We start from the raw sequence: 19,052 nt of genomic DNA on the forward strand, positions 1-19,052 counted from the left end.
AAATTAAGCTACTGCTTTTCTATTTTTACCAGTCTTCATTAAACCATCATAATGTCTATTTAACAAATATGAATTGATTTGCTGCATCGTGTCTATGGCAACTCCAACCATAATAATTAATGAGGTTCCTCCAAAAAACATTGCCCAAGATTGTTGAACATCCATAACGCTTACAACAATTGCCGGGAACACAGCAATTAAAGCAAGAAATAAAGATCCTGGGAAAGTTATTAAAGACATCACTTTGTCAAGATAATCAGAAGTTTCAACTCCAGGTCTAACACCAGGAATAAAACCACCACTTCTCTTTAAATCATCAGACATTTTGTTTGTAGGAACAGTAATAGCAGTATAAAAGAAAGTAAACACAATTATTAAAGTTGCGAAAACTAAATTATACCAAAAACCGAACATATTACTAAAAGCGCCGACAATTGATTGTGATGCATCTGATTTTGACAACCCTGCCACAGCAGCAGGTATAAACATAATTGCCTGAGCAAATATAATAGGCATAACCCCAGAAGCATTAAGCTTTAATGGAATCCATTGTCTATTACCACCCATAACATCTTGTTCGTAATCACCTGAAGTTGTACGGCGAGCGTACTGAACAGGTATTTTGCGGACTGCCATCACTAATAATACACAAGCAATAATAACCAGTAACCAGATAATAACTTCGATAACCAATAACATTGGCCCACCATTATTATTAGTCACACGGGTCGTAAATTCTTGAATAAAAGCTTGTGGAAATCTAGCTAAAATACCTACCATAATCAACAATGAAATACCGTTTCCGATTCCTTTGTCAGTGATCTTCTCTCCTAACCACATGGCAAAAATTGTACCTGTAACCAAAATAATTACTGAAGAAAATAAGAATTCAAAAGAATTAAATCCTAATAGAAAAGCATTACTTGGTAATGTTCTATAAAGATTATAGATATAAGTTGGTCCTTGAACTAAAGTAATACCTATTGTTAACCAACGAGTAATTTGATTAATCTTTTTTCTACCACTTTCTCCATCACTTTGAAGTTTTTGCAAATAAGGTATTGCAATTCCCATTAACTGAACAACGATTGACGCAGAAATGTAAGGCATAATACCCAAAGCAAACACTGAAGCTTGAGAAAATGCACCCCCTGTAAACATGTCAAGAATAGAGCCGATTCCATCCTTAGTCTGGCCGGCTAAATTCCCTAATTGTGTTGCATCAATACCTGGAAGAGTTACTTGAGCTCCAAAACGATATACTAAAAGCAATCCTAAAGTGATTAGAATTCTATTTTTCAGTTCCTCGATTTTCCAAACATTACTTAACGATTCAATAAATTTCTTCATCTTAATAGAAAAATTATATTGTTACAGCTTCTCCACCAGCAGCTTCAATAGCAGCTTTTGCAGTAGCAGTAAATTTGTGAGCGGTTACCTTTAATTTTGCTGTCAACTCTCCTCTTCCTAAAATCTTAACGATTTCGTTTTTAGTAGCCAAACGGTTAGCAACGTATACTGTCATATCAACAGCATCCGTTATCACACCATTGTCTACCAACAATTGAAGCGTATCAAGGTTTACACCTTCGTATTCTTTACGATTGATGTTTGTAAAACCAAACTTAGGCACACGTCTTTGAAGTGGCATTTGACCACCTTCAAAACCAATCTTTTTAGAATAACCAGAACGAGATTTTGCTCCTTTGTGACCTCTTGCAGAAGTACCACCTTTTCCAGAACCTTCTCCTCTACCTAATCTTTTATTTTGATTGTGTGTAGAACCTTCAGCAGGTTGTAAGTTACTTAAATTCATAACAGTATTTGTTATTTAGTTTCCTCAACAGAAACTAAGTGTTTAACTTTATTTATCATCCCAAGGATTGTAGGGTTTGAATCATGCTCTACAACTTGTCCCATTTTACGTAGACCTAAAGCTTCTAATCCTCTCTTTTGAGTAAGAGGACAGTTGATTTTGCTTCTAACTTGTTTTACTAATAATTTAGCCATAATTTCCTTGAATTAACCTTTAAAAACTTTTTCTAAAGAAACGCCTCTTTGTTTTGCAACAGTATAAGCACTTCTCATTTGCAATAAAGCATCAAAAGTTGCCTTAACTACGTTGTGAGGATTTGATGATCCTTGTGATTTAGATAATACATCATGAATTCCTACTGATTCAAGAACTGAACGAACAGCTCCACCAGCAATAACCCCTGTACCATGAGAGGCAGGAATTAAGAATACACGTGCACCACCAAATTTACCTTTTTGTTCGTGAGGAACTGACTGACCATTCAAAGGAATTTTTACTAAATTTTTCTTAGCATCTTCTACTGCTTTCGCAATTGCTTCAGAAACGTCTTTAGATTTTCCTAATCCATGTCCAACTACTCCATTTTCATCACCTACAACTACAATAGCAGAAAAACCGAAAGCTCTACCACCCTTTGTAACCTTAGTAACACGATTTACACTTACCAAACGATCTTTTAATTCAAGACCACTTGGTTTTACTAACTCTACATTCTTGTATTTACTATTAGACATACTATATTAGAATTTAAGTCCAGCCGCTCTTGCGCCTTCCGCTAATGATTTAATACGACCGTGATATAAATAACCTCCTCTATCGAAAGTTACTACGTCTATCCCAGCTTTTAAAGCTTTTTCAGCAACTAGTTTTCCAACTGCTGTAGCAACTTCAATGTTCGTACCGTTACCTATTTCTTTTTCTCTTGAAGAAGCCGCCAATATAGTAACTCCGTTTACATCATCAATAAGTTGAGCGTAAATTTCTTTGTTACTTCTAAATACAGATAGTCTTGGATTAGTAGCAGTACCACTAATTGATTTTCTAATTCTGAATCTAATTCGTTGTCTTCTTTCAGGTTTTGTTAATGACATAATCTTATTTTTTAAGCTGATTTACCTGCTTTTCTTCTTAATACTTCACCTACAAATTTAACACCTTTTCCTTTATACGGCTCAGGCTTACGGAAACCTCTGATTTTCGCAGCTACCTGACCTAAAAGTTGTTTGTCAAATGATGTTAATTTCACGATAGGGTTTTTACCTTTTTCAGATATTGTTTCCAAAGTTACTTCTGGAGCAATTTCTAAAACTATATTGTGAGAGTAACCAAGTGCTAAATCTAATTTTTGTCCTTGATTTGAAGCTCTATAACCAACTCCTACCAATTCTAATGACTTAGTAAAACCATCTGTTACACCGATAATCATGTTATTGATTAAAGATCTGTACAAACCGTGTTTTGCTCTTTGGTCTTTGTGATCAGACGATCTGTCTACTTGAACTTGACCGTCTTCAACTGTAACAGTAACGTCCGAAAACTCCTGAGTTAGTTGACCATTTTTTCCTTTTACTGTAATAATACCATTTGCAACTTCAACAGTTACACCAGCAGGGATTACAACCGGACTTTTACCTATTCTTGACATCTTATATAGTCTTTAAATTAGTATACGTAACAAATTACTTCACCACCAACATTTAATTGTCTGGCTTTCTTTCCCGTCATCAAACCTTTTGATGTAGAAACAATAGCAATTCCTAATCCGTTAAGGATTCTAGGAATAGTTGAAGAACTTGAATATTTACGTAAACCTGGTTTACTAATTCTTTGGATATCTTTAATTACTGACTCTTTAGTATCTTTATCATACTTCAAAGCGATTTTGATTGAACCCTGAACAGCGTTGTCCTCAAATTTGTAACTCAAGATATAACCTTGATCAAATAAGATCTTAGTTATTTCTTTTTTTAGATTAGATGCAGGAATTTCAACAACTTTGTGGTTTGCAGCCACAGCGTTACGAACTCTTGTCAAATAATCTGCAATAGGATCTGTATACATGTGTATTAATTTGCGGTTTTGGTTTTCAACAAACTATTTGCCGAACCTGAAACCAATTTATAAATGTTTATGATACAGACAAAACGTAAGTTAAGTCTGTATCAGGACGCAATAAATTACGTCTTACCAAGATGCCTTTTTAACACCAGGTATCAATCCGTTATTTGCCATTTCACGAAATGTAACACGTGAAAGACCGAATTGACGCATATACCCTCTTGGTCTACCTGTTAATTTACAACGATTGTGCAAACGAACTGGTGAAGCATTTTTTGGTAACTTTTGCAAACCTACGAAATCTCCAGCTTCTAACAAAGCTTTTCTTTTCTCAGCATACTTTGCTACTGTTTTTTCTCTCTTAACCTCGCGGGCTTTCATTGATTCTTTAGCCATGTCTTAATTCTTTTTAAAAGGTAATCCTAATTCTGTCAATAGAGACTTTGCTTCTTTATCTGTTTTTGCACTAGTTACAAAAGAGATATCCATTCCTGAAATTTTGTTTACTTTATCAATATCAATTTCTGGGAAAATGATTTGCTCCAAAACTCCAAGGTTATAATTTCCTCTTCCGTCAAAACCAGTAGCTTTAATACCACTGAAATCTCTTACACGTGGCAAAGCTGAAGTAATAAGTCTATCTAAAAACTCATACATTCTTTCTCCACGCAAAGTAACTTTTGCTCCAATAGGCATCCCTTTTCTCAATTTGAATGACGCAACGTCTTTCTTTGAAATAGTAGATACTGCTTTCTGTCCAGTGATCTTTGTTAACTCATCAACTGCATAGTCAATTAGTTTTTTATCAGATACAGCTGCACCAACTCCTTTACTTAAAACGATTTTTTCCAATTTTGGAACTTGCATTACGTTTACGTATCCGAATTCCTCTTTAAGAGCAGCAATTACTCTGCTCTTATATTCTTCTTTTAGTCTAGGTATATACGCCATTACTATAGTACTTGATTAGATTTTTTTGAAAATCTTACTTTCTTATCTCCTTCTACTCTAATACCAACTCTAGTTGTTTCCTTAGTTTTAGGATCAATTAAAGAAATATTAGATATTTGTATAGAAGCTTCTTTCTTTACGATACCACCTTGAGGGCTTTTTGCACTAGGTTTCGTATGTTTTGAAACCATGTTTACACCTTCAACAATCGCTTTGTTCTTCTCACGGTAAACACGTAAAACTTTACCTTCAGCACCTTTATGGTCTCCAGCAATTACTCTTACGATGTCACCTGATTTTATTTTTAGCTTTATCATCTTAAAACGAATTAAAGCACTTCTGGTGCTAATGATACAATTTTCATGAATTGTTTTTCACGAAGTTCTCTTGCTACCGGACCAAAAACACGAGTTCCTCTCATTTCACCAGCAGCATTTAATAACACACATGCGTTGTCATCAAATCTAATGTATGAACCATCGGCTCTTCTCACTTCTTTTTTGGTACGTACAACAACTGCAGTTGAAACAGCTCCTTTTTTAACGCTTCCGTTAGGAGCAGTATCTTTGATAGAAACTACAATCTTGTCACCAACAGAGGCATACCTTCTTTTGGTACCTCCTAAAACACGGATAGTTAAAACTTCCTTTGCTCCAGTGTTATCTGCTACTTTTAGTCTTGATTCTTGTTGTACCATAATTATTTAGCTCTTTCTAGGATTTCAACTAACCTCCAACATTTTGTTTTACTCATAGGACGCGTTTCGCTAATCCTTACAGTATCTCCAACGTTACAGTCGTTCTTTTCGTCGTGTGCGTGATACTTTTTAGTTTTCAACACGAACTTACCGTATAATGGGTGTTTTACTTTACGCACTTCAGCAACAACAATAGATTTATCCATTTTGTCTGAAGTTACAACACCAACTCTTTCTTTTCTTAAATTTCTTTTTTCTTCCATCTTTCAGCAGATTACAATTATTGCAACTCTCTTTTAGTAAGTTCCGTAGCTAATCTTGCAACTGTTCTTCTTACACTTCTAATTTGAAGTGGGTTCTCAATTGGAGAAATAGCGTGAGCCATTTTTAGGTCGGCATATGCCTTCTTAGTCTGGCTAAGTTTTTCTTGCAACTCCGCTGCAGAAAGATCTTTTATTTCTGATTGTTTCATAATATAATATAGATTATGCTTCGAAATCTCTAGCAACGACGAATTTAGTTTTTACTGGAAGCTTTTGAGCTGCAAGACGTAACGCCTCTTTTGCAACTGATAAAGGTACTCCTCCAACTTCAAACATAATTCTTCCGGGTTTAACAACAGCTGCCCAATATTCAACGGCACCTTTACCTTTACCCATACGTACCTCAAGAGGTTTCTTAGTGATAGGTTTGTCTGGAAATATTTTGATCCATAATTGTCCTTCTCTTTTCATAAAACGAGTTGCAGCAATACGCGCAGCTTCGATTTGACGAGAGGTTAAGAACATTCCATCTTCATGTACAGATTTAATACCAAACATTCCATTAGAAAGTTCATGTCCTCTTTGAGAGTTCCCTTTCATTTTACCTTTTTGTACCTTACGGTATTTTGTTCTTTTAGGCTGTAACATTTTTCTTTAGTTTAAAAATTTACTTTCGTTTACGAGCGTCTGGTTTTCCACCTTTATTAAAAGGTTTTCTATCTCCTCTAGGAGAATCACCACCTTTACCACCAGCACCAGATTGTTTTTTGTCCATTCCGGCAAGTGGAGAAAGATCTCTCTTTCCATAAACTTCACCTTTCATGATCCATACTTTGATACCCATTCTACCATAAGTAGTATGAGCTTCAGCCAAAGCATAATCAATGTCAGCTCTGAAAGTTGATAGAGGAATTCTACCTTCTTTGAAACCTTCTGAACGTGCCATCTCTGCACCATTCAAACGACCAGAAATCAAAACTTTGATACCTTCTGCGTTCATACGCATAGAAGCAGCAATTGCCATTTTGATTGCACGTCTGTAAGAAATTCTGCTTTCGATTTGACGACAGATGCTTGTAGCAACTAGATACGCGTCAAGTTCAGGTCTTTTAATTTCAAAGATGTTGATTTGAACCTCTTTGTCAGTAATTTTCTTAAGTTCTTCTTTTAACTTGTCTACCTCTTGTCCACCTTTCCCAATAATAATACCAGGTCTTGCAGTAGTGATAGTAACGGTTACAAGTTTCAAAGTTCTCTCGATGATTACTTTTGATACACTAGCTTTTGATAAACGAGCGTGGATATACTTTCTGATTTTGTGATCTTCGGCAAGTTTATCACCGTAATCATTTCCACCATACCAGTTTGAGTCCCATCCTCTGATGATACCAAGTCTATTTCCAATTGGATTTGTCTTTTGTCCCATGCTGCTTAAGAATTGCTTTGTGTGTTATTGATAGCTCCAAGCACGATTGTTACGTGGTTAGAACGTTTTCTAATTCTGTGTGCTCTTCCTTGTGGAGCTGGACGAAGTCTTTTCAACATCATTCCACCATCAACACGGATCTCCTTAACAAATAAACCAGCTTCTTCCATATTAGCTTCAGGGTTTTTTGCTTGCCAGTTGGCAATTACTGATAAAACCAATTTTTCTAATTTTCTTGAAGCTTCTTTAGAACTGAATCTTAAGATGTTAAGTGCTCTTTCTACCTTCTGACCTCTTACTAGATCTGCTACTAAGCGCATTTTTCTAGGTGAAGTAGGGCAGTTATTTAACTTTGCAAAAGCCAATGACTTGTTAGCCTCTTTTCTTGCATCTGCTGTTTCTCTTTTACGAACTCCCATTGCTTCTTATTTTTTACCTTTATTTTTTGCTCCAGCATGACCTCTAAAAGATCTAGTTGGTGAAAATTCTCCTAATTTGTGACCTACCATGTTTTCTGTTACGTAAACTGGTACAAATTGACGACCGTTATGAACTGCGATAGTTTGTCCAACAAAGTCTGGAGTAATCATAGAAGCTCTAGACCATGTCTTAACAACTCCTTTATTTCCACCTGCGATGTTTTCTTGAACTTTCTTGTCTAACTTATAATGAACGAAAGGTCCTTTTTTTAATGAACGTGCCATATCTTATTATTTCTTTCTACGTTCTACGATATACTTGTTACTCGGGTTTTTCTTAGAACGAGTTCTATAACCTTTAGCTGGTATTCCATTTCTTGAACGTGGATGTCCACCAGAAGAACGTCCTTCACCACCACCCATTGGGTGATCGACAGGGTTCATTGCAACAGGTCTTGTTCTAGGTCTTCTTCCTAACCATCTTGTTCTACCTGCTTTACCAGATACAACTAATTGGTGGTCTGAATTAGAAACCGCTCCAATTGTAGCCGAACAAGTCAACAAGATTAATCTTGTTTCTCCAGAAGGCATTTTAATTGTAGCATATTTTCCATCTCTTGCCATTAATTGAGCAAATGTTCCAGCAGAACGAGCGATTACAGCTCCTTGTCCTGGTCTCAATTCGATACAAGAAATTACAGTTCCAAGTGGAACTCTACTTAAAGGTAAAGTATTACCAATTTCAGGTTGAGATTCTGGACCAGAAACTAATTTCTGACCAACTTTCAATCCGTTTTGAGCAATAACATATGTTTTCTCTCCATCAGCGTAAGCTAACAAAGCGATAAATGCAGTACGATTTGGATCATATTCAATTGATTTAACCGTAGCAGGAATTCCTTCTTTTGTACGTTTAAAATCAATGATACGATATCTCTGCTTGTGACCACCACCCGTATAACGCATGGTCATCTTTCCTTGACTATTTCTACCACCAGAGTTTTTTATCGGCGCTATCAAAGAGCGTTCCGGCTTATCAGTTGTAATGGCGTCATAACCATTCACAACTCTAAATCGCTGACCTGGGGTAATAGGTTTTAATTTTCTTACTGACATTTTATCTTAGATATTGTTGTAAAAATCAATTGTTTCTCCTTCTTGTACTTGAACAATTGCTTTTTTAATTGCATTCGTCTTTCCACTGATTAAACCACTTTTAGTGTATTTAGTAGTTCTATCCGGTCTTACGTTCATCGTGTTAACACTCAAAATAGTTACTCCATAAGCAGCTTCAACAGCTTTCTTAATTTGCACTTTGTTTGCTTTTTTGTCAACAACAAATCCGAAGCGGTTTAAAACTTCACTTTCTTTGGTTACTTTTTCCGTTACTATAGGCTTAATTATGATGCTCATATCCTATTATTTACTTAAATTTTCTTCAATTATCTCCAAAGAACTCTCTAAAAGCACTAAGTTATTAGCGTTTAATATAGCATAAGTACTTAATTCTAAGCTACTTACCACGCTAGAGCCTTTTAAATTGCGTGACGACAAATATACATTTTTATTCGTATCACCCAACACAAACAGGGATTTTTTATTCTCTAACTCTAAAGCTTTCAAAACGTTGATGAAATTTTTAGTGTTTGGCGTTTCAAAATTAAAGTCTTCAAGAACGATAATGTTCGACTCTTTTGCTTTAATTGAGAAAGCAGATTTTCTAGCCAAACGTTTCAAGCTTTTATTCAATTTGAATGAATAACTTCTTGGTCTTGGTCCAAAAACTGTTCCACCGCCTTTAAACAATGGATTCTTTGCACTACCCGCACGAGCAGTACCAGTTCCTTTTTGTTTTTTAATCTTACGTGTACTTCCCGCTACTTCAGCTCTTTCTTTAGCTTTGTGCGTTCCTTGTCTTTGATTAGCAAGATATTGCTTAACATCAAGGTATACTGCGTGATTGTTTGGTTCTATACCAAATACTGAATCAGAAAGTTGAACTTTTCTTCCAGTATCTTTTCCGTTGAAATCTAATACTTTTGCTTCCATTACTTCTGAATGATTACATAAGAGTTGTTACATCCAGGAACACATCCTTTAATAACAAGTAGATTCTTTTCAGCAACTACTTTTAAAACTCTAAGGTTTTGAACTTTTACATTGTCTCCTCCCATTCTTCCAGCCATACGCATTCCTTTGAATACTCTAGATGGATAAGAAGAAGCTCCTACAGAACCTGGCGCTCTTAAACGGTTGTGTTGACCGTGAGTTGCTTGACCAACACCACCAAAACCGTGACGTTTTACAACCCCTTGAAAACCTTTACCTTTAGACACACCTTGTACATCTACAAATTCTCCTTCAGAAAAAATAGAAACATCTATAAGATCTCCTAAATTTTGTTCAGTTGCGAAATCTCGGAATTCAACGACTTTTTTCTTAGCTACAGTTCCCGCTTTTTTAAAGTGACCTAAAGCCGCTTTTGTGGAATGTTTCTCGTTTTTGTCATCGAAACCAAGTTGCAACGCTTCGTACCCGTCAACACCTTTGGTTCTGACTTGGGTAACAACACATGGCCCAGCTTCGATTACCGTACAAGGAATATTCTTCCCGTTCTCGTCGAAAATGCTAGTCATGCCGATTTTTTTACCAATTAACCCAGACATAATTATTAATTATTAATTATTAAATATAAATATAGAACGCAGCTTTTAACCGAATCCTATTTTTTTAAAGTGGTGCAAAAGTATAACTTATTTACACACAAACCAAAAAAATATTTTTCGCTTAAAAACAGCGTTCCTTTTTACTCTTAAACTACTTAAACTTTGATTTCAACCTCAACTCCACTTGGCAATTCAAGTTTCATTAAAGCATCAATAGTTTTAGATGAAGATGAATAAATATCAATTAATCTCTTGTATGACATTACTTCAAATTGCTCTCTCGCTTTTTTGTTTACGTGTGGAGAACGTAATACAGTGAAAAGTTTTTTGTGCGTTGGTAATGGAATTGGTCCTGTAACAACTGCACCGGTACTTTTTACCGTTTTTACAATCTTCTCAGCAGACTTGTCTACCAACATGTGATCGTAAGATTTTAATTTTATTCTGATTTTTTGACTCATTTTCTTAAAGATTATGCGTTTCCTTTTGCTTTTTTGATAACTGCTTCTGAAATATTAGAAGGCGTTTCAGAGTAGTGTGAAAATTCCATAGTAGATGTTGCTCTACCAGATGAAAGTGTTCTTAACGTAGTTACGTATCCAAACATTTCAGATAATGGCACATCAGCCTTAATGGTTTTAGCACCAGCTCTATCACCCATATCATTCACCTGACCTCTACGACGGTTGATATCACCTACGATATCTCCCATGTTTTCTTCTGGTGTAATCACTTCCATTTTCATGATTGGCTCTAATATAACAGCACCAGCTGCTTTAGCTACCTCTCTATAACCCATTCTTGCTGCAAGCTCAAAAGAAAGTGCATCAGAATCCACCGGGTGGAAAGATCCGTCTAATAAAGTTACTTTCAAACTATCTACTTGATATCCTGCTAAAGGACCAGTTTTCATAGCTTCTCTAAAACCTTTTTCAACTGATGGAATATATTCTTTAGGAACGTTACCCCCTTTTACTGCATTTACAAATTGCAATCCAACTGGAGCTTTACCGTCAACTTCATCTGCTGGTTCAAGAATAAATACGATATCACCGAATTTACCACGACCCCCAGATTGTTTTTTGTACGTTTCTCTATGTTGTGCTTTCTTAGTAAAAGCTTCTTTGTATTCAACTTGAGGCTCACCTTGATTCACTTCAACTTTGAATTCACGTTTCATTCTATCAACCAAGATATCTAAGTGAAGCTCACCCATACCAGAGATAATAGTTTGACCCGAAGCTTCATCTGTTCTAACTGTAAAAGTAGGATCTTCTTCAGCTAATTTAGCCAAAGCCATACCCATTTTATCTACATCAGCTTTAGTTTTAGGCTCAATTGCAATACCAATTACCGGCGCAGGGAATTTCATACTTTCTAAGATAATTGGGTTCTTTTCATCACACAATGTATCTCCAGTTTTGATATCTTTAAATCCAACTGCTGCTCCAATATCACCTGCTTCAATATACTCGATTGGGTTTTGTTTGTTAGCATGCATTTGGTAGATACGAGAAATTCTTTCTTTGTTTCCTGAACGTGTGTTCAAAACATAAGAACCAGCATCTAAACGTCCTGAATAAGCACGGAAGAAAGCTAAACGACCTACGAATGGGTCAGTAGCAATTTTAAAAGCTAAAGCAGCGAATGGCTCTTTAACATCTGGCTTACGCAAAATTTTAGTTTGATCTTCTTCTAACAAATCAGCATCATCAGGATGAATTCCTTCGATACCATCTTTATCCATTGGAGATGGTAAATATTTACATACCGCATCTAACATGAATTGAACTCCTTTGTTTTTGAAAGAAGAACCAGCAATCATAGGAATGATAGCCATATCCATTACAGCTGCTCTTAATGCAATGTTGATTTCTTCCTCTGTAATAGAGTTTTCATCTTCCATGAATTTTTCAAGCAAAGTCTCATCATAATCAGCTACTGCTTCAATAAGAATCGATCTGTATTCTTTCACTTCTTCAAGCATATCTTCCGGAATAGGCACAATATCATAAGTTGCTCCCAAACCTTCTTCATGCCATACTATAGCTTGATTTTTAACCAAATCCACAACACCTTTGAAATCATTTTCTTCACCAATTGGCAAAGTGATTGCAACTGCATTTGATTTCAACATATCTCTTACTTGTTGACAAACCATCAAAAAATTAGATCCTTGTCTGTCCATTTTATTAACGAATCCAATACGTGGAACTCTGTATTGATCTGCTAATCTCCAGTTAGTTTCTGATTGTGGCTCAACACCATCAACAGCACTAAATAAGAAAACCAAACCATCAAGTACACGTAAAGAACGGTTTACTTCAACTGTAAAGTCAACGTGTCCCGGGGTATCGATAATATTAAAGTGATAAGGTAATGTTTCAGGTAATACTTTACCTTGTTCAGTTGGAAAATTCCATTCACAAGTTGTAGCTGCAGAAGTAATTGTAATACCTCTTTCTTGCTCTTGTGCCATCCAGTCCATTGTTGCAGCACCATCGTGGACTTCACCAATTTTGTGTGATTTTCCTGTATAGAATAATATACGCTCCGTTGTTGTTGTTTTACCAGCATCAATGTGAGCAGCAATTCCTATATTTCTTGTATATTTAAGATCTCTAGCCATTTCTTAAGAATTAAAATCTAAAGTGAGAGAATGCTTTGTTAGCTTCTGCCATTTTGTGAGTATCCATTCTTTTCTTAACAGCCGCTCCTTCTTCTTTAGCCGCAGCTAAACATTCTGAAGCTAACCTTTGAGCCATAGATTTTTCGTTTCTTCTTCTAGAATAAAGTATTAACCACTTCATTGCCATAGAAATTTTTCTATCTGGACGAATTTGCATTGGAATCTGAAATGTAGCTCCACCCACTCTACGACTACGTACTTCTACGTGAGGCATAACATTGGTTAACGCATCTTTCCAAATTTCTAATGATGGTTTTTCTGCATCTTGTTTTTTAGACTCAATGATGTCAATTGCATCATAAAATACTTTAAACGCTGTCGATTTTTTTCCATCCCACATTAAGTTGTTCACAAAACGTGTTACCAGTTGGTCATTAAACCTTGGATCTGGTAAAAGTGGTCTTTTCTTTGCCGCTCTTTTTCTCATGTCTTTTTTTTAATAAAACGTCATACCCATACAAATGCGATTAATCACATTCCTATGAAAACAACTTTTTAAATTACTTTTTTGCTTCTTTTGGGCGTTTTGCTCCGTACTTAGATCTTCTTTGCGTTCTTCCTGCTACTCCTGATGTATCAAGTGCACCACGAACGATGTGATATCTAACTCCTGGTAAATCTTTTACCCTTCCACCCCTAACTAATACTATCGAGTGCTCTTGTAAATTGTGTCCTTCACCAGGGATGTAAGCATTCACTTCATTACCATTTGTCAAACGTACACGCGCTACTTTACGCATTGCAGAGTTTGGTTTTTTTGGTGTTGTAGTGTAAACACGCGTACAAACCCCTCTTCTTTGAGGACAAGAATCTAAAGCAACCGATTTACTCTTCTTAGTTATCTGAGTTCTTCCTGTTCTTACTAATTGTTGAATTGTTGGCATAATTAATACTAAAAATTTCTTATTATATTAAATTCCCGCTTTTTACGGGGTTGCAAATGTAGAAAATATTTTTCACTCTACAAACGTTAAACTATTAATTTTCAATAAGATTATTTTATCATTTGATTTTTATCACAAACAATAGATATTTGCGTTACTTTTATTAAAAACTGATACTCATTTGAAATCTTCTTTTCTTTTACTGTTCTTTCTGAATTTTTGCCTTAATTGTTCTGCGCAAAATTTTCGATTATTAATAACCGGAAGTAATTCATTAGAAACAAAAACTATAGATTCCCTAAAATACAACACTGAACACAAAAACACAAAATCAATAAGTGACGAAATAATAATAATCTCCAAAAAACTATCTAAAGCAGGATTTATTGAAAACAAGTTACTTAATAACATTAAAACAAAAGACTCCAGCTATACAGCTAAATTAAGCCTAGGAAACAGAATTAAATATATATATATATATATAGGTAGAACTATTTCGCTTTCTAATTTACTCCCCTCAAAAAAAACGAAAGACACAATCATCATCCGATATGAAGAAACAGAAGCTTTTTTAAACAACACTTTACAAAAATTAGAACAACAAGGGTATGCTTTAGCAAAATTAAAACTGACAAATATCCAAAATAGAAATCAAATGCTTTACGCTGATTTAGAATTCACCTCTGACGAAAAAAGAAAATTAAATACAATCGAAATCAGATTTTCCGAAAAAAACAGCAAAACAAACTTTCCGAAAGGACACATCTCCCAAATTAACCGTAAATACCGCAATAAAACTTTTAACCAGGGCATCATCGAACAGGTTCATAACGAATTCGAAAAATTCAGATTCATAAGCCAAGTAAAATATCCTGAAATTTTATTTACAACAGACAGCACAAAAATATATGTCTATCTAGAAAAGAAAAAATCAAATACTTTTGACGGCTTTATAGGCTTTTCCAACAATGAAAACAAAAAAATATCACTGAATGGTTATTTAGACGTAAACCTGGAAAACACTTTAGGAGTCGGAGAACAATTTTCGCTCTATTGGAAGAGCGATGGAAATAAACAAAAAACATTTAAAACCAGCATCGAATTACCTTATCTATTCAAAAGTCCAATTGGAATTAAAGCAAACCTAACAATTTTCAAACAGGACAGCACCTTTCAAAACACTAAAACAGGAATTGATTTAGGCTACTTCATTACTTACAACACACGCATTTACTTAGGCTATCAATCAACCGAATCAAGCGACATACAAAACACAAATAACTACCAATTAGTCGATTACAGAAATACATTTCTAACTTCGAATTTTGAATACACAAAAAATGATAATGGTAATTTCACATTCCCAAAAAAGTCAGCACTATCTCTTACAACAGGATTTGGGAAAAGAGATATAAATAATCCGTCCGAAACAGCAGAAGCAAGCAAACAATTTTACATCAATCTCGAAGCTGCCCATAATTTCTATCTAAATAAAAAAAACAGCGTCAATATAAAAAGCCAAAATTATTTTTTACGAAGCGACACCTACATAATAAATGAACTATTTCGTTTTGGAGGAATCAATTCGATAAGAGGATTTGAAGAAAACAGCTTACAAGCAAACTTTTTAACATCAATTTTAACAGAATATCGGTACGCACTTTCTCCAAGTTTATACCTTCATTCCATAATGGATTACGGCATATACAAAGACCAAACAATTGCCAAAGAAAACAATCAAAAAACAAGCCTAATAGGGCTAGGACTGGGACTGGGCGTACAAACAAAAAACGGATTATTAAAATTAGCACTCGCAAATGGAAGTACAAAAAAACAAAATTTAAATTTTTATAACACTATTATTCACATATGTTATAATGTTAAATTTTGAATGCGTGCATAAAAAATCATTTCAAATGTTAGGAAAGTTAACAAATTATTAAGATTTTTGTCTCACTAATTCAAAATATTTAAAAATGAAACTAAAGTTCAATGGATTCTTAGTACTATTAGTAGTACTTGTGGCGCAACTATCTTTTGCGCAAGAAAGAGCTGTTTCGGGAACTGTTTCTGATAATGCAGGATTGCCTTTACCAGGCGTGAGTGTATTAGTGAAAGGAACTAAATCTGGAACACAAACTGATTTTGATGGAAAATATTCTATCAGAGCAACGTCAAGCCAAGTCTTGATTTTTAGCTACATTGGGATGAAAACCCAAGAAATTACAGCTAGCTCAGCTAATGTTAATGTGAGACTACAAGATGCTTCACTACAACTACAAGAAGTTGTAATCACTGGAGCAGTAGGTATCAAGAAAAAGAAAGCTGCTATTACCTCTTCTTATTCGACCGTTTCCAATCAAGAATTGAAAGCAGCATCTAATCCTGATGTTGTAAGATCTTTAGTTGGTAAGGTTTCTGGGTTAACTATCAACGGTACCAGTAATGGTGTTAGCGGTACCAACTCTATCAGAATTCGTTCAATGTTATCATTCACTGGTAATACTGAAGCGCTTGTCGTGATTGACAATGTAATCTCTACTGCAGACGTACTTGCAACTTTGCCATCTGACATAATCGAAAGCGTTACTGTATTGAAAGGTGCCCAAGGTGCTGCTCTATATGGTTCACAAGGAAAACAAGGTGTGGTTTTAGTACAAACTAAAAAAGGCACTAGAGAAGAAAAAATGAGCGTTACTTTTAGCTCTGGAATTGATGTAGAAGACATTCTTTTCGTTCCTGAAAGACAACAAAAATATGGTCAAGGATGGTATGCATTCCGTGATCCACAAGAAAATGGTGGATGGGGTCCGTTATTAGATGGTACTGTTGGACCAGTTGGTATTCCTGGAAACCCAGATGGAGATATTACAGCCCCTTACTCTTCAAGAGGAAATGATAACATTAAAGAATTTTACCAAACAGGTACAATTTATCAAAACAATTTAAACATTAATGTTGGAGGAGCAGATTCTTATTTGAACTTCAATATGGGTAATGTAAGTCGTGATTTCATTCTTGAAGGAGATCATCTAAACAGAAACAATTTCGTTTTAAGTGCCGGAAAAAAATTAAATAAACTTACTATAGGTGGAACAGTTACCTTCACTAACCAAAGAACTAAACAAGCAAACGTAAATGCAGCTACATCTCGTGCTGATTACACGCTTTTAACAAACTTACTACAAGCAGCTTCTAATATTCCAATTGGTGAATTTAAAAACAGAGGTTTGTACGGGTGGAATGGTTACTACCAAAATCCTTACTGGGCAAAAGACAACAATAGATTAGAAGAAACTAGAAATTATATTAATTTCGGAGCTAATGCTGACTATGAAATTAACAAAAACATTGGAATCACTTACAATGGTGCTGTTCAGTTAAGAAATAACAATCAAATTTCTTATTCTAATGCAGGAACTGCTCCATCGACTTCTGATGCAGATTTTTCAACTGGATCTGAATTTTTTCAATCTAACTTTGGATCTACATTTTATTATGGAGATTTATTGCTGAATTTCAACTATGATTTATCAGAAAACATAGGAATGAAATTCAACATTGGTCAGAATATGCAATATAACTATACTAAAAGACTTTCTCAAGGGGGTACTAATTTAGAAATTGCGGGTTTATACAATATTGCTAATATTTTAAATCCTGCCAACGCTTCTACACTGAATAATGGGACTTTTGAAACTAGATCAACGGCTACATTTGCCAATGTTGATTTTAATTATGAAGATTATTTATTCTTAAATGCAACTGGAAGATACGAAGGTAATAGTGTTGCTAAGAAAGGTAATCAGTTTTATTTTTACCCATCTGTTGGAGCATCATTTGTCGCTACTAAAGCATTTGAAGGGTTAAAAGGCCAATCTACATTAAGTAATTTAAAACTATACGCTAACTATTCAAAAATTGGATCTTTAGACCCCGTAGGAGCTTATGAAATTTTAGATTTAGCAAACCCTGCTACTGGTTTCCCATTCCCAGGTACTGGAAACTCCTTTAACAACACAGCTACCTTTACTGATCCTAATATTAAACCAGAAAACTATACTACCTTAGAAGGTGGTGTCAATTTTGGTTTCTTTAATGACAGATTAACATTAGATGTTGCAGGTTATATGACTACTACAACTGATTTAATTACTGACGCATCACTTAGTACTGCAACTGGATTGTTAACTAAAAAAACAAACTCAGGTGAGTTAAAAGGTAAGGGTATTGAAATTGATTTAGGTTTTATGCCAGTAAGCACACCAAACTTCAAGTGGAATGGTAGACTATCCTACACGGCTAATGAAACAAAAGTTATTGACGCAGGCGAGTCTACAAAAGTTGTTATAACAGACAGTGGAAATTCACAAGTAAATGCTGATATATCTGCAGTACAAAATCTACCTTTCCCTTTCATTACAGGTACTGACTGGACTAGAGATGCAGAGGGTCATGTAATAGTAGATGCTCAAGGAAGACCTACTGCGGATGCAAATTTTAAAAATTTAGGTCAAGTTACTCCAAAATACACTGTAGGTCTTACAAATAGTTTTGATTATAAAGGTATTGGCTTATCATTTACTATGGACTACAGAACAGGTCATCATTTTATCTCTCAGACAAAATATAACCTTACATGGAATGGACATTTAGTAGAATCTGCTGATTTCGACAGAAATGTTGGATTCCTTTATCCAGGTTCAGTAATTGACAATCCAGCAACAGCTACTGTAGGAGATTATATCCCTAACACAAGTGTTTTGACAGGTGGTTTTTTCGATTTGACTGGTGCAGCTAACAGAACTCAAGCTTTTTACGGAACAGCTTCTAATTTAGGTGCTCACAATTTAATTGACGCTACAGCGTTTAAAATTAGAGAAATCGCTTTAAGCTATTCACTTCCAAAAAGTATGTTAGAAAAAGCTGGAATAGAATCATTTAAATTAAGCATCAATGCAAGAAATCCATTTATAATTCTTGCTGATGGCAACAGAGGATATGCTGATCCTGAAGCTTCTAACCAAGTGAATGGCTCTACCTCTTCAGCAGCAAAAACCCCTGCTGGTACTCTTACTAACACTTCAAGAAACGGTCTTGGTTTTATTGGCGATGCGCAATACCCATCAACACGTACTTTTGGTTTTAGCATAAACACTACTTTTTAATAATTAAATAAATAT

The 19,052-nt window shown here is 35.1% G+C and carries 27 protein-coding genes; 2 read left to right on the top strand and 25 right to left on the bottom strand.

The genetic code is table 11. The features are described 5' to 3' along the window. Window positions 1-3: 3 nt before the first annotated feature. The 25 genes from secY to rpsL form a co-directional block, all read right to left on the bottom strand. Window positions 4-1,350 (bottom strand): preprotein translocase subunit SecY, encoded by a 1,347-nt coding sequence (gene secY / locus ACM55F_RS11280; protein ID WP_416853914.1) that lies wholly within the window; start codon window positions 1,348-1,350, stop codon window positions 4-6. Window positions 1,351-1,363: 13 nt separating this feature from the next. Further along, the gene (gene rplO, locus ACM55F_RS11285) at window positions 1,364-1,816 is read right to left on the bottom strand and encodes a 50S ribosomal protein L15 (RefSeq protein ID WP_416842887.1); all 453 of its coding nucleotides are present in this window, start codon (window positions 1,814-1,816) and stop codon (window positions 1,364-1,366) included. An 11-nt stretch (window positions 1,817-1,827) separates the two neighbouring features. Next, window positions 1,828-2,010, bottom strand: a complete 183-nt coding sequence (gene rpmD, locus ACM55F_RS11290; RefSeq protein ID WP_035668100.1) for a 50S ribosomal protein L30 — start codon at window positions 2,008-2,010, stop codon at window positions 1,828-1,830. A 12-nt stretch (window positions 2,011-2,022) separates the two neighbouring features. After that, complete coding sequence (gene rpsE, locus ACM55F_RS11295; RefSeq protein ID WP_035668102.1) at window positions 2,023-2,550, bottom strand: 30S ribosomal protein S5; 528 nt, start codon at window positions 2,548-2,550, stop codon at window positions 2,023-2,025. A 6-nt stretch (window positions 2,551-2,556) separates the two neighbouring features. Then, the gene (rplR, locus tag ACM55F_RS11300) at window positions 2,557-2,907 is read right to left on the bottom strand and encodes a 50S ribosomal protein L18 (protein ID WP_416853915.1); all 351 of its coding nucleotides are present in this window, start codon (window positions 2,905-2,907) and stop codon (window positions 2,557-2,559) included. An 11-nt stretch (window positions 2,908-2,918) separates the two neighbouring features. Further along, entirely contained in the window at window positions 2,919-3,461 is a 543-nt protein-coding gene (gene rplF, locus ACM55F_RS11305; protein ID WP_035668106.1) for a 50S ribosomal protein L6, read from the bottom strand. Between the two features lie 17 nt (window positions 3,462-3,478). Then, window positions 3,479-3,877, bottom strand: a complete 399-nt coding sequence (gene rpsH, locus ACM55F_RS11310) for a 30S ribosomal protein S8 (protein ID WP_035668108.1) — start codon at window positions 3,875-3,877, stop codon at window positions 3,479-3,481. Between the two features lie 123 nt (window positions 3,878-4,000). Next, window positions 4,001-4,270, bottom strand: a complete 270-nt coding sequence (gene rpsN / locus ACM55F_RS11315; RefSeq protein WP_007136553.1) for a 30S ribosomal protein S14 — start codon at window positions 4,268-4,270, stop codon at window positions 4,001-4,003. Between the two features lie 3 nt (window positions 4,271-4,273). Further along, on the bottom strand, window positions 4,274-4,825 hold the full coding sequence (rplE, locus tag ACM55F_RS11320; protein WP_091173704.1) for a 50S ribosomal protein L5: 552 nt from the start codon (window positions 4,823-4,825) through the stop codon (window positions 4,274-4,276). A 2-nt stretch (window positions 4,826-4,827) separates the two neighbouring features. Then, complete coding sequence (gene rplX / locus ACM55F_RS11325; RefSeq protein ID WP_035668111.1) at window positions 4,828-5,142, bottom strand: 50S ribosomal protein L24; 315 nt, start codon at window positions 5,140-5,142, stop codon at window positions 4,828-4,830. Between the two features lie 11 nt (window positions 5,143-5,153). After that, window positions 5,154-5,522 carry a 50S ribosomal protein L14 gene (gene rplN, locus ACM55F_RS11330; protein WP_026717863.1) on the bottom strand — a complete coding sequence of 123 codons (369 nt, stop codon included), beginning with the start codon at window positions 5,520-5,522 and terminating at the stop codon, window positions 5,154-5,156. A 2-nt stretch (window positions 5,523-5,524) separates the two neighbouring features. Further along, window positions 5,525-5,785 (bottom strand): 30S ribosomal protein S17, encoded by a 261-nt coding sequence (gene rpsQ / locus ACM55F_RS11335; RefSeq protein ID WP_035668113.1) that lies wholly within the window; start codon window positions 5,783-5,785, stop codon window positions 5,525-5,527. Window positions 5,786-5,802: 17 nt separating this feature from the next. Further along, on the bottom strand, window positions 5,803-5,994 hold the full coding sequence (rpmC, locus tag ACM55F_RS11340; RefSeq protein WP_035668115.1) for a 50S ribosomal protein L29: 192 nt from the start codon (window positions 5,992-5,994) through the stop codon (window positions 5,803-5,805). A 13-nt stretch (window positions 5,995-6,007) separates the two neighbouring features. Then, a complete protein-coding gene (gene rplP, locus ACM55F_RS11345) occupies window positions 6,008-6,433 on the bottom strand; it encodes a 50S ribosomal protein L16 (protein WP_007803637.1) in 426 nt (141 codons plus the stop codon). 19 nt (window positions 6,434-6,452) lie between these two features. Further along, a complete protein-coding gene (rpsC, locus tag ACM55F_RS11350) occupies window positions 6,453-7,211 on the bottom strand; it encodes a 30S ribosomal protein S3 (protein WP_035668118.1) in 759 nt (252 codons plus the stop codon). A 5-nt stretch (window positions 7,212-7,216) separates the two neighbouring features. Continuing rightward, a complete protein-coding gene (gene rplV, locus ACM55F_RS11355; protein WP_035668120.1) occupies window positions 7,217-7,630 on the bottom strand; it encodes a 50S ribosomal protein L22 in 414 nt (137 codons plus the stop codon). Window positions 7,631-7,636: 6 nt separating this feature from the next. Then, window positions 7,637-7,915, bottom strand: coding sequence for a 30S ribosomal protein S19 (rpsS, locus tag ACM55F_RS11360; RefSeq protein ID WP_007136562.1), 279 nt, complete (start codon window positions 7,913-7,915; stop codon window positions 7,637-7,639). A gap of 6 nt (window positions 7,916-7,921) precedes the next feature. Beyond that, window positions 7,922-8,746 carry a 50S ribosomal protein L2 gene (gene rplB / locus ACM55F_RS11365; RefSeq protein WP_035668122.1) on the bottom strand — a complete coding sequence of 275 codons (825 nt, stop codon included), beginning with the start codon at window positions 8,744-8,746 and terminating at the stop codon, window positions 7,922-7,924. Window positions 8,747-8,752: 6 nt separating this feature from the next. After that, the gene (rplW, locus tag ACM55F_RS11370) at window positions 8,753-9,043 is read right to left on the bottom strand and encodes a 50S ribosomal protein L23 (protein ID WP_035668124.1); all 291 of its coding nucleotides are present in this window, start codon (window positions 9,041-9,043) and stop codon (window positions 8,753-8,755) included. Between the two features lie 6 nt (window positions 9,044-9,049). Further along, window positions 9,050-9,679, bottom strand: coding sequence for a 50S ribosomal protein L4 (gene rplD / locus ACM55F_RS11375; RefSeq protein ID WP_035668126.1), 630 nt, complete (start codon window positions 9,677-9,679; stop codon window positions 9,050-9,052). Next, on the bottom strand, window positions 9,679-10,296 hold the full coding sequence (rplC, locus tag ACM55F_RS11380; RefSeq protein WP_143387621.1) for a 50S ribosomal protein L3: 618 nt from the start codon (window positions 10,294-10,296) through the stop codon (window positions 9,679-9,681). Before rplC ends, rplD begins: the two co-directional genes overlap by 1 nt. Window positions 10,297-10,451: 155 nt before the next feature. Continuing rightward, complete coding sequence (gene rpsJ, locus ACM55F_RS11385; RefSeq protein WP_011963470.1) at window positions 10,452-10,757, bottom strand: 30S ribosomal protein S10; 306 nt, start codon at window positions 10,755-10,757, stop codon at window positions 10,452-10,454. 11 nt (window positions 10,758-10,768) lie between these two features. Next, complete coding sequence (fusA, locus tag ACM55F_RS11390) at window positions 10,769-12,925, bottom strand: elongation factor G (RefSeq protein ID WP_416853916.1); 2,157 nt, start codon at window positions 12,923-12,925, stop codon at window positions 10,769-10,771. Between the two features lie 10 nt (window positions 12,926-12,935). Continuing rightward, window positions 12,936-13,412, bottom strand: coding sequence for a 30S ribosomal protein S7 (gene rpsG / locus ACM55F_RS11395; RefSeq protein WP_035668130.1), 477 nt, complete (start codon window positions 13,410-13,412; stop codon window positions 12,936-12,938). Between the two features lie 73 nt (window positions 13,413-13,485). Continuing rightward, the gene (gene rpsL, locus ACM55F_RS11400) at window positions 13,486-13,869 is read right to left on the bottom strand and encodes a 30S ribosomal protein S12 (RefSeq protein WP_007136570.1); all 384 of its coding nucleotides are present in this window, start codon (window positions 13,867-13,869) and stop codon (window positions 13,486-13,488) included. A 181-nt stretch (window positions 13,870-14,050) separates the two neighbouring features. Between rpsL and ACM55F_RS11405 the strand changes: the two genes are divergently transcribed. Further along, window positions 14,051-15,760: a BamA/TamA family outer membrane protein gene (locus ACM55F_RS11405; RefSeq protein WP_416853917.1), complete on the top strand. Its 1,710-nt coding sequence runs from the start codon at window positions 14,051-14,053 to the stop codon at window positions 15,758-15,760. Window positions 15,761-15,845: 85 nt separating this feature from the next. Continuing rightward, a complete protein-coding gene (locus ACM55F_RS11410) occupies window positions 15,846-19,037 on the top strand; it encodes a SusC/RagA family TonB-linked outer membrane protein (protein ID WP_416853918.1) in 3,192 nt (1,063 codons plus the stop codon). Window positions 19,038-19,052: the final 15 nt, after the last annotated feature.

It is taken from the genome of Flavobacterium melibiosi (genome assembly GCF_048158545.1).
In the GTDB taxonomy this organism is placed as follows: domain Bacteria; phylum Bacteroidota; class Bacteroidia; order Flavobacteriales; family Flavobacteriaceae; genus Flavobacterium; species Flavobacterium melibiosi.

What these genes read in the sequence shown, in the direction of transcription:
- rpsS (WP_007136562.1), bottom strand. Translation starts at nt 7,915, where the DNA reads ATGGCACGTTCATTAAAAAAAGGACCTTTCGTTCATTATAAGTTAGAC.
- rplV (WP_035668120.1), bottom strand. Translation starts at nt 7,630, where the DNA reads ATGGGAGTTCGTAAAAGAGAAACAGCAGATGCAAGAAAAGAGGCTAAC.
- rplW (WP_035668124.1), bottom strand. Translation starts at nt 9,043, where the DNA reads ATGAGCATCATAATTAAGCCTATAGTAACGGAAAAAGTAACCAAAGAA.
- ACM55F_RS11410 (WP_416853918.1), top strand. Translation starts at nt 15,846, where the DNA reads ATGAAACTAAAGTTCAATGGATTCTTAGTACTATTAGTAGTACTTGTG.
- secY (WP_416853914.1), bottom strand. Translation starts at nt 1,350, where the DNA reads ATGAAGAAATTTATTGAATCGTTAAGTAATGTTTGGAAAATCGAGGAA.
- rplD (WP_035668126.1), bottom strand. Translation starts at nt 9,679, where the DNA reads ATGGAAGCAAAAGTATTAGATTTCAACGGAAAAGATACTGGAAGAAAA.
- rpsE (WP_035668102.1), bottom strand. Translation starts at nt 2,550, where the DNA reads ATGTCTAATAGTAAATACAAGAATGTAGAGTTAGTAAAACCAAGTGGT.
- rpsJ (WP_011963470.1), bottom strand. Translation starts at nt 10,757, where the DNA reads ATGAGTCAAAAAATCAGAATAAAATTAAAATCTTACGATCACATGTTG.
- rpmD (WP_035668100.1), bottom strand. Translation starts at nt 2,010, where the DNA reads ATGGCTAAATTATTAGTAAAACAAGTTAGAAGCAAAATCAACTGTCCT.
- rpsC (WP_035668118.1), bottom strand. Translation starts at nt 7,211, where the DNA reads ATGGGACAAAAGACAAATCCAATTGGAAATAGACTTGGTATCATCAGA.
- fusA (WP_416853916.1), bottom strand. Translation starts at nt 12,925, where the DNA reads ATGGCTAGAGATCTTAAATATACAAGAAATATAGGAATTGCTGCTCAC.
- rpsN (WP_007136553.1), bottom strand. Translation starts at nt 4,270, where the DNA reads ATGGCTAAAGAATCAATGAAAGCCCGCGAGGTTAAGAGAGAAAAAACA.
- rplX (WP_035668111.1), bottom strand. Translation starts at nt 5,142, where the DNA reads ATGATAAAGCTAAAAATAAAATCAGGTGACATCGTAAGAGTAATTGCT.
- rplB (WP_035668122.1), bottom strand. Translation starts at nt 8,746, where the DNA reads ATGTCAGTAAGAAAATTAAAACCTATTACCCCAGGTCAGCGATTTAGA.
- rpmC (WP_035668115.1), bottom strand. Translation starts at nt 5,994, where the DNA reads ATGAAACAATCAGAAATAAAAGATCTTTCTGCAGCGGAGTTGCAAGAA.
- rpsQ (WP_035668113.1), bottom strand. Translation starts at nt 5,785, where the DNA reads ATGGAAGAAAAAAGAAATTTAAGAAAAGAAAGAGTTGGTGTTGTAACT.
- rpsL (WP_007136570.1), bottom strand. Translation starts at nt 13,869, where the DNA reads ATGCCAACAATTCAACAATTAGTAAGAACAGGAAGAACTCAGATAACT.
- rplC (WP_143387621.1), bottom strand. Translation starts at nt 10,296, where the DNA reads ATGTCTGGGTTAATTGGTAAAAAAATCGGCATGACTAGCATTTTCGAC.
- rplR (WP_416853915.1), bottom strand. Translation starts at nt 2,907, where the DNA reads ATGTCATTAACAAAACCTGAAAGAAGACAACGAATTAGATTCAGAATT.
- rplN (WP_026717863.1), bottom strand. Translation starts at nt 5,522, where the DNA reads ATGGTACAACAAGAATCAAGACTAAAAGTAGCAGATAACACTGGAGCA.
- rpsG (WP_035668130.1), bottom strand. Translation starts at nt 13,412, where the DNA reads ATGAGAAAAAGAGCGGCAAAGAAAAGACCACTTTTACCAGATCCAAGG.
- rplF (WP_035668106.1), bottom strand. Translation starts at nt 3,461, where the DNA reads ATGTCAAGAATAGGTAAAAGTCCGGTTGTAATCCCTGCTGGTGTAACT.
- rplP (WP_007803637.1), bottom strand. Translation starts at nt 6,433, where the DNA reads ATGTTACAGCCTAAAAGAACAAAATACCGTAAGGTACAAAAAGGTAAA.
- rplO (WP_416842887.1), bottom strand. Translation starts at nt 1,816, where the DNA reads ATGAATTTAAGTAACTTACAACCTGCTGAAGGTTCTACACACAATCAA.
- rpsH (WP_035668108.1), bottom strand. Translation starts at nt 3,877, where the DNA reads ATGTATACAGATCCTATTGCAGATTATTTGACAAGAGTTCGTAACGCT.
- rplE (WP_091173704.1), bottom strand. Translation starts at nt 4,825, where the DNA reads ATGGCGTATATACCTAGACTAAAAGAAGAATATAAGAGCAGAGTAATT.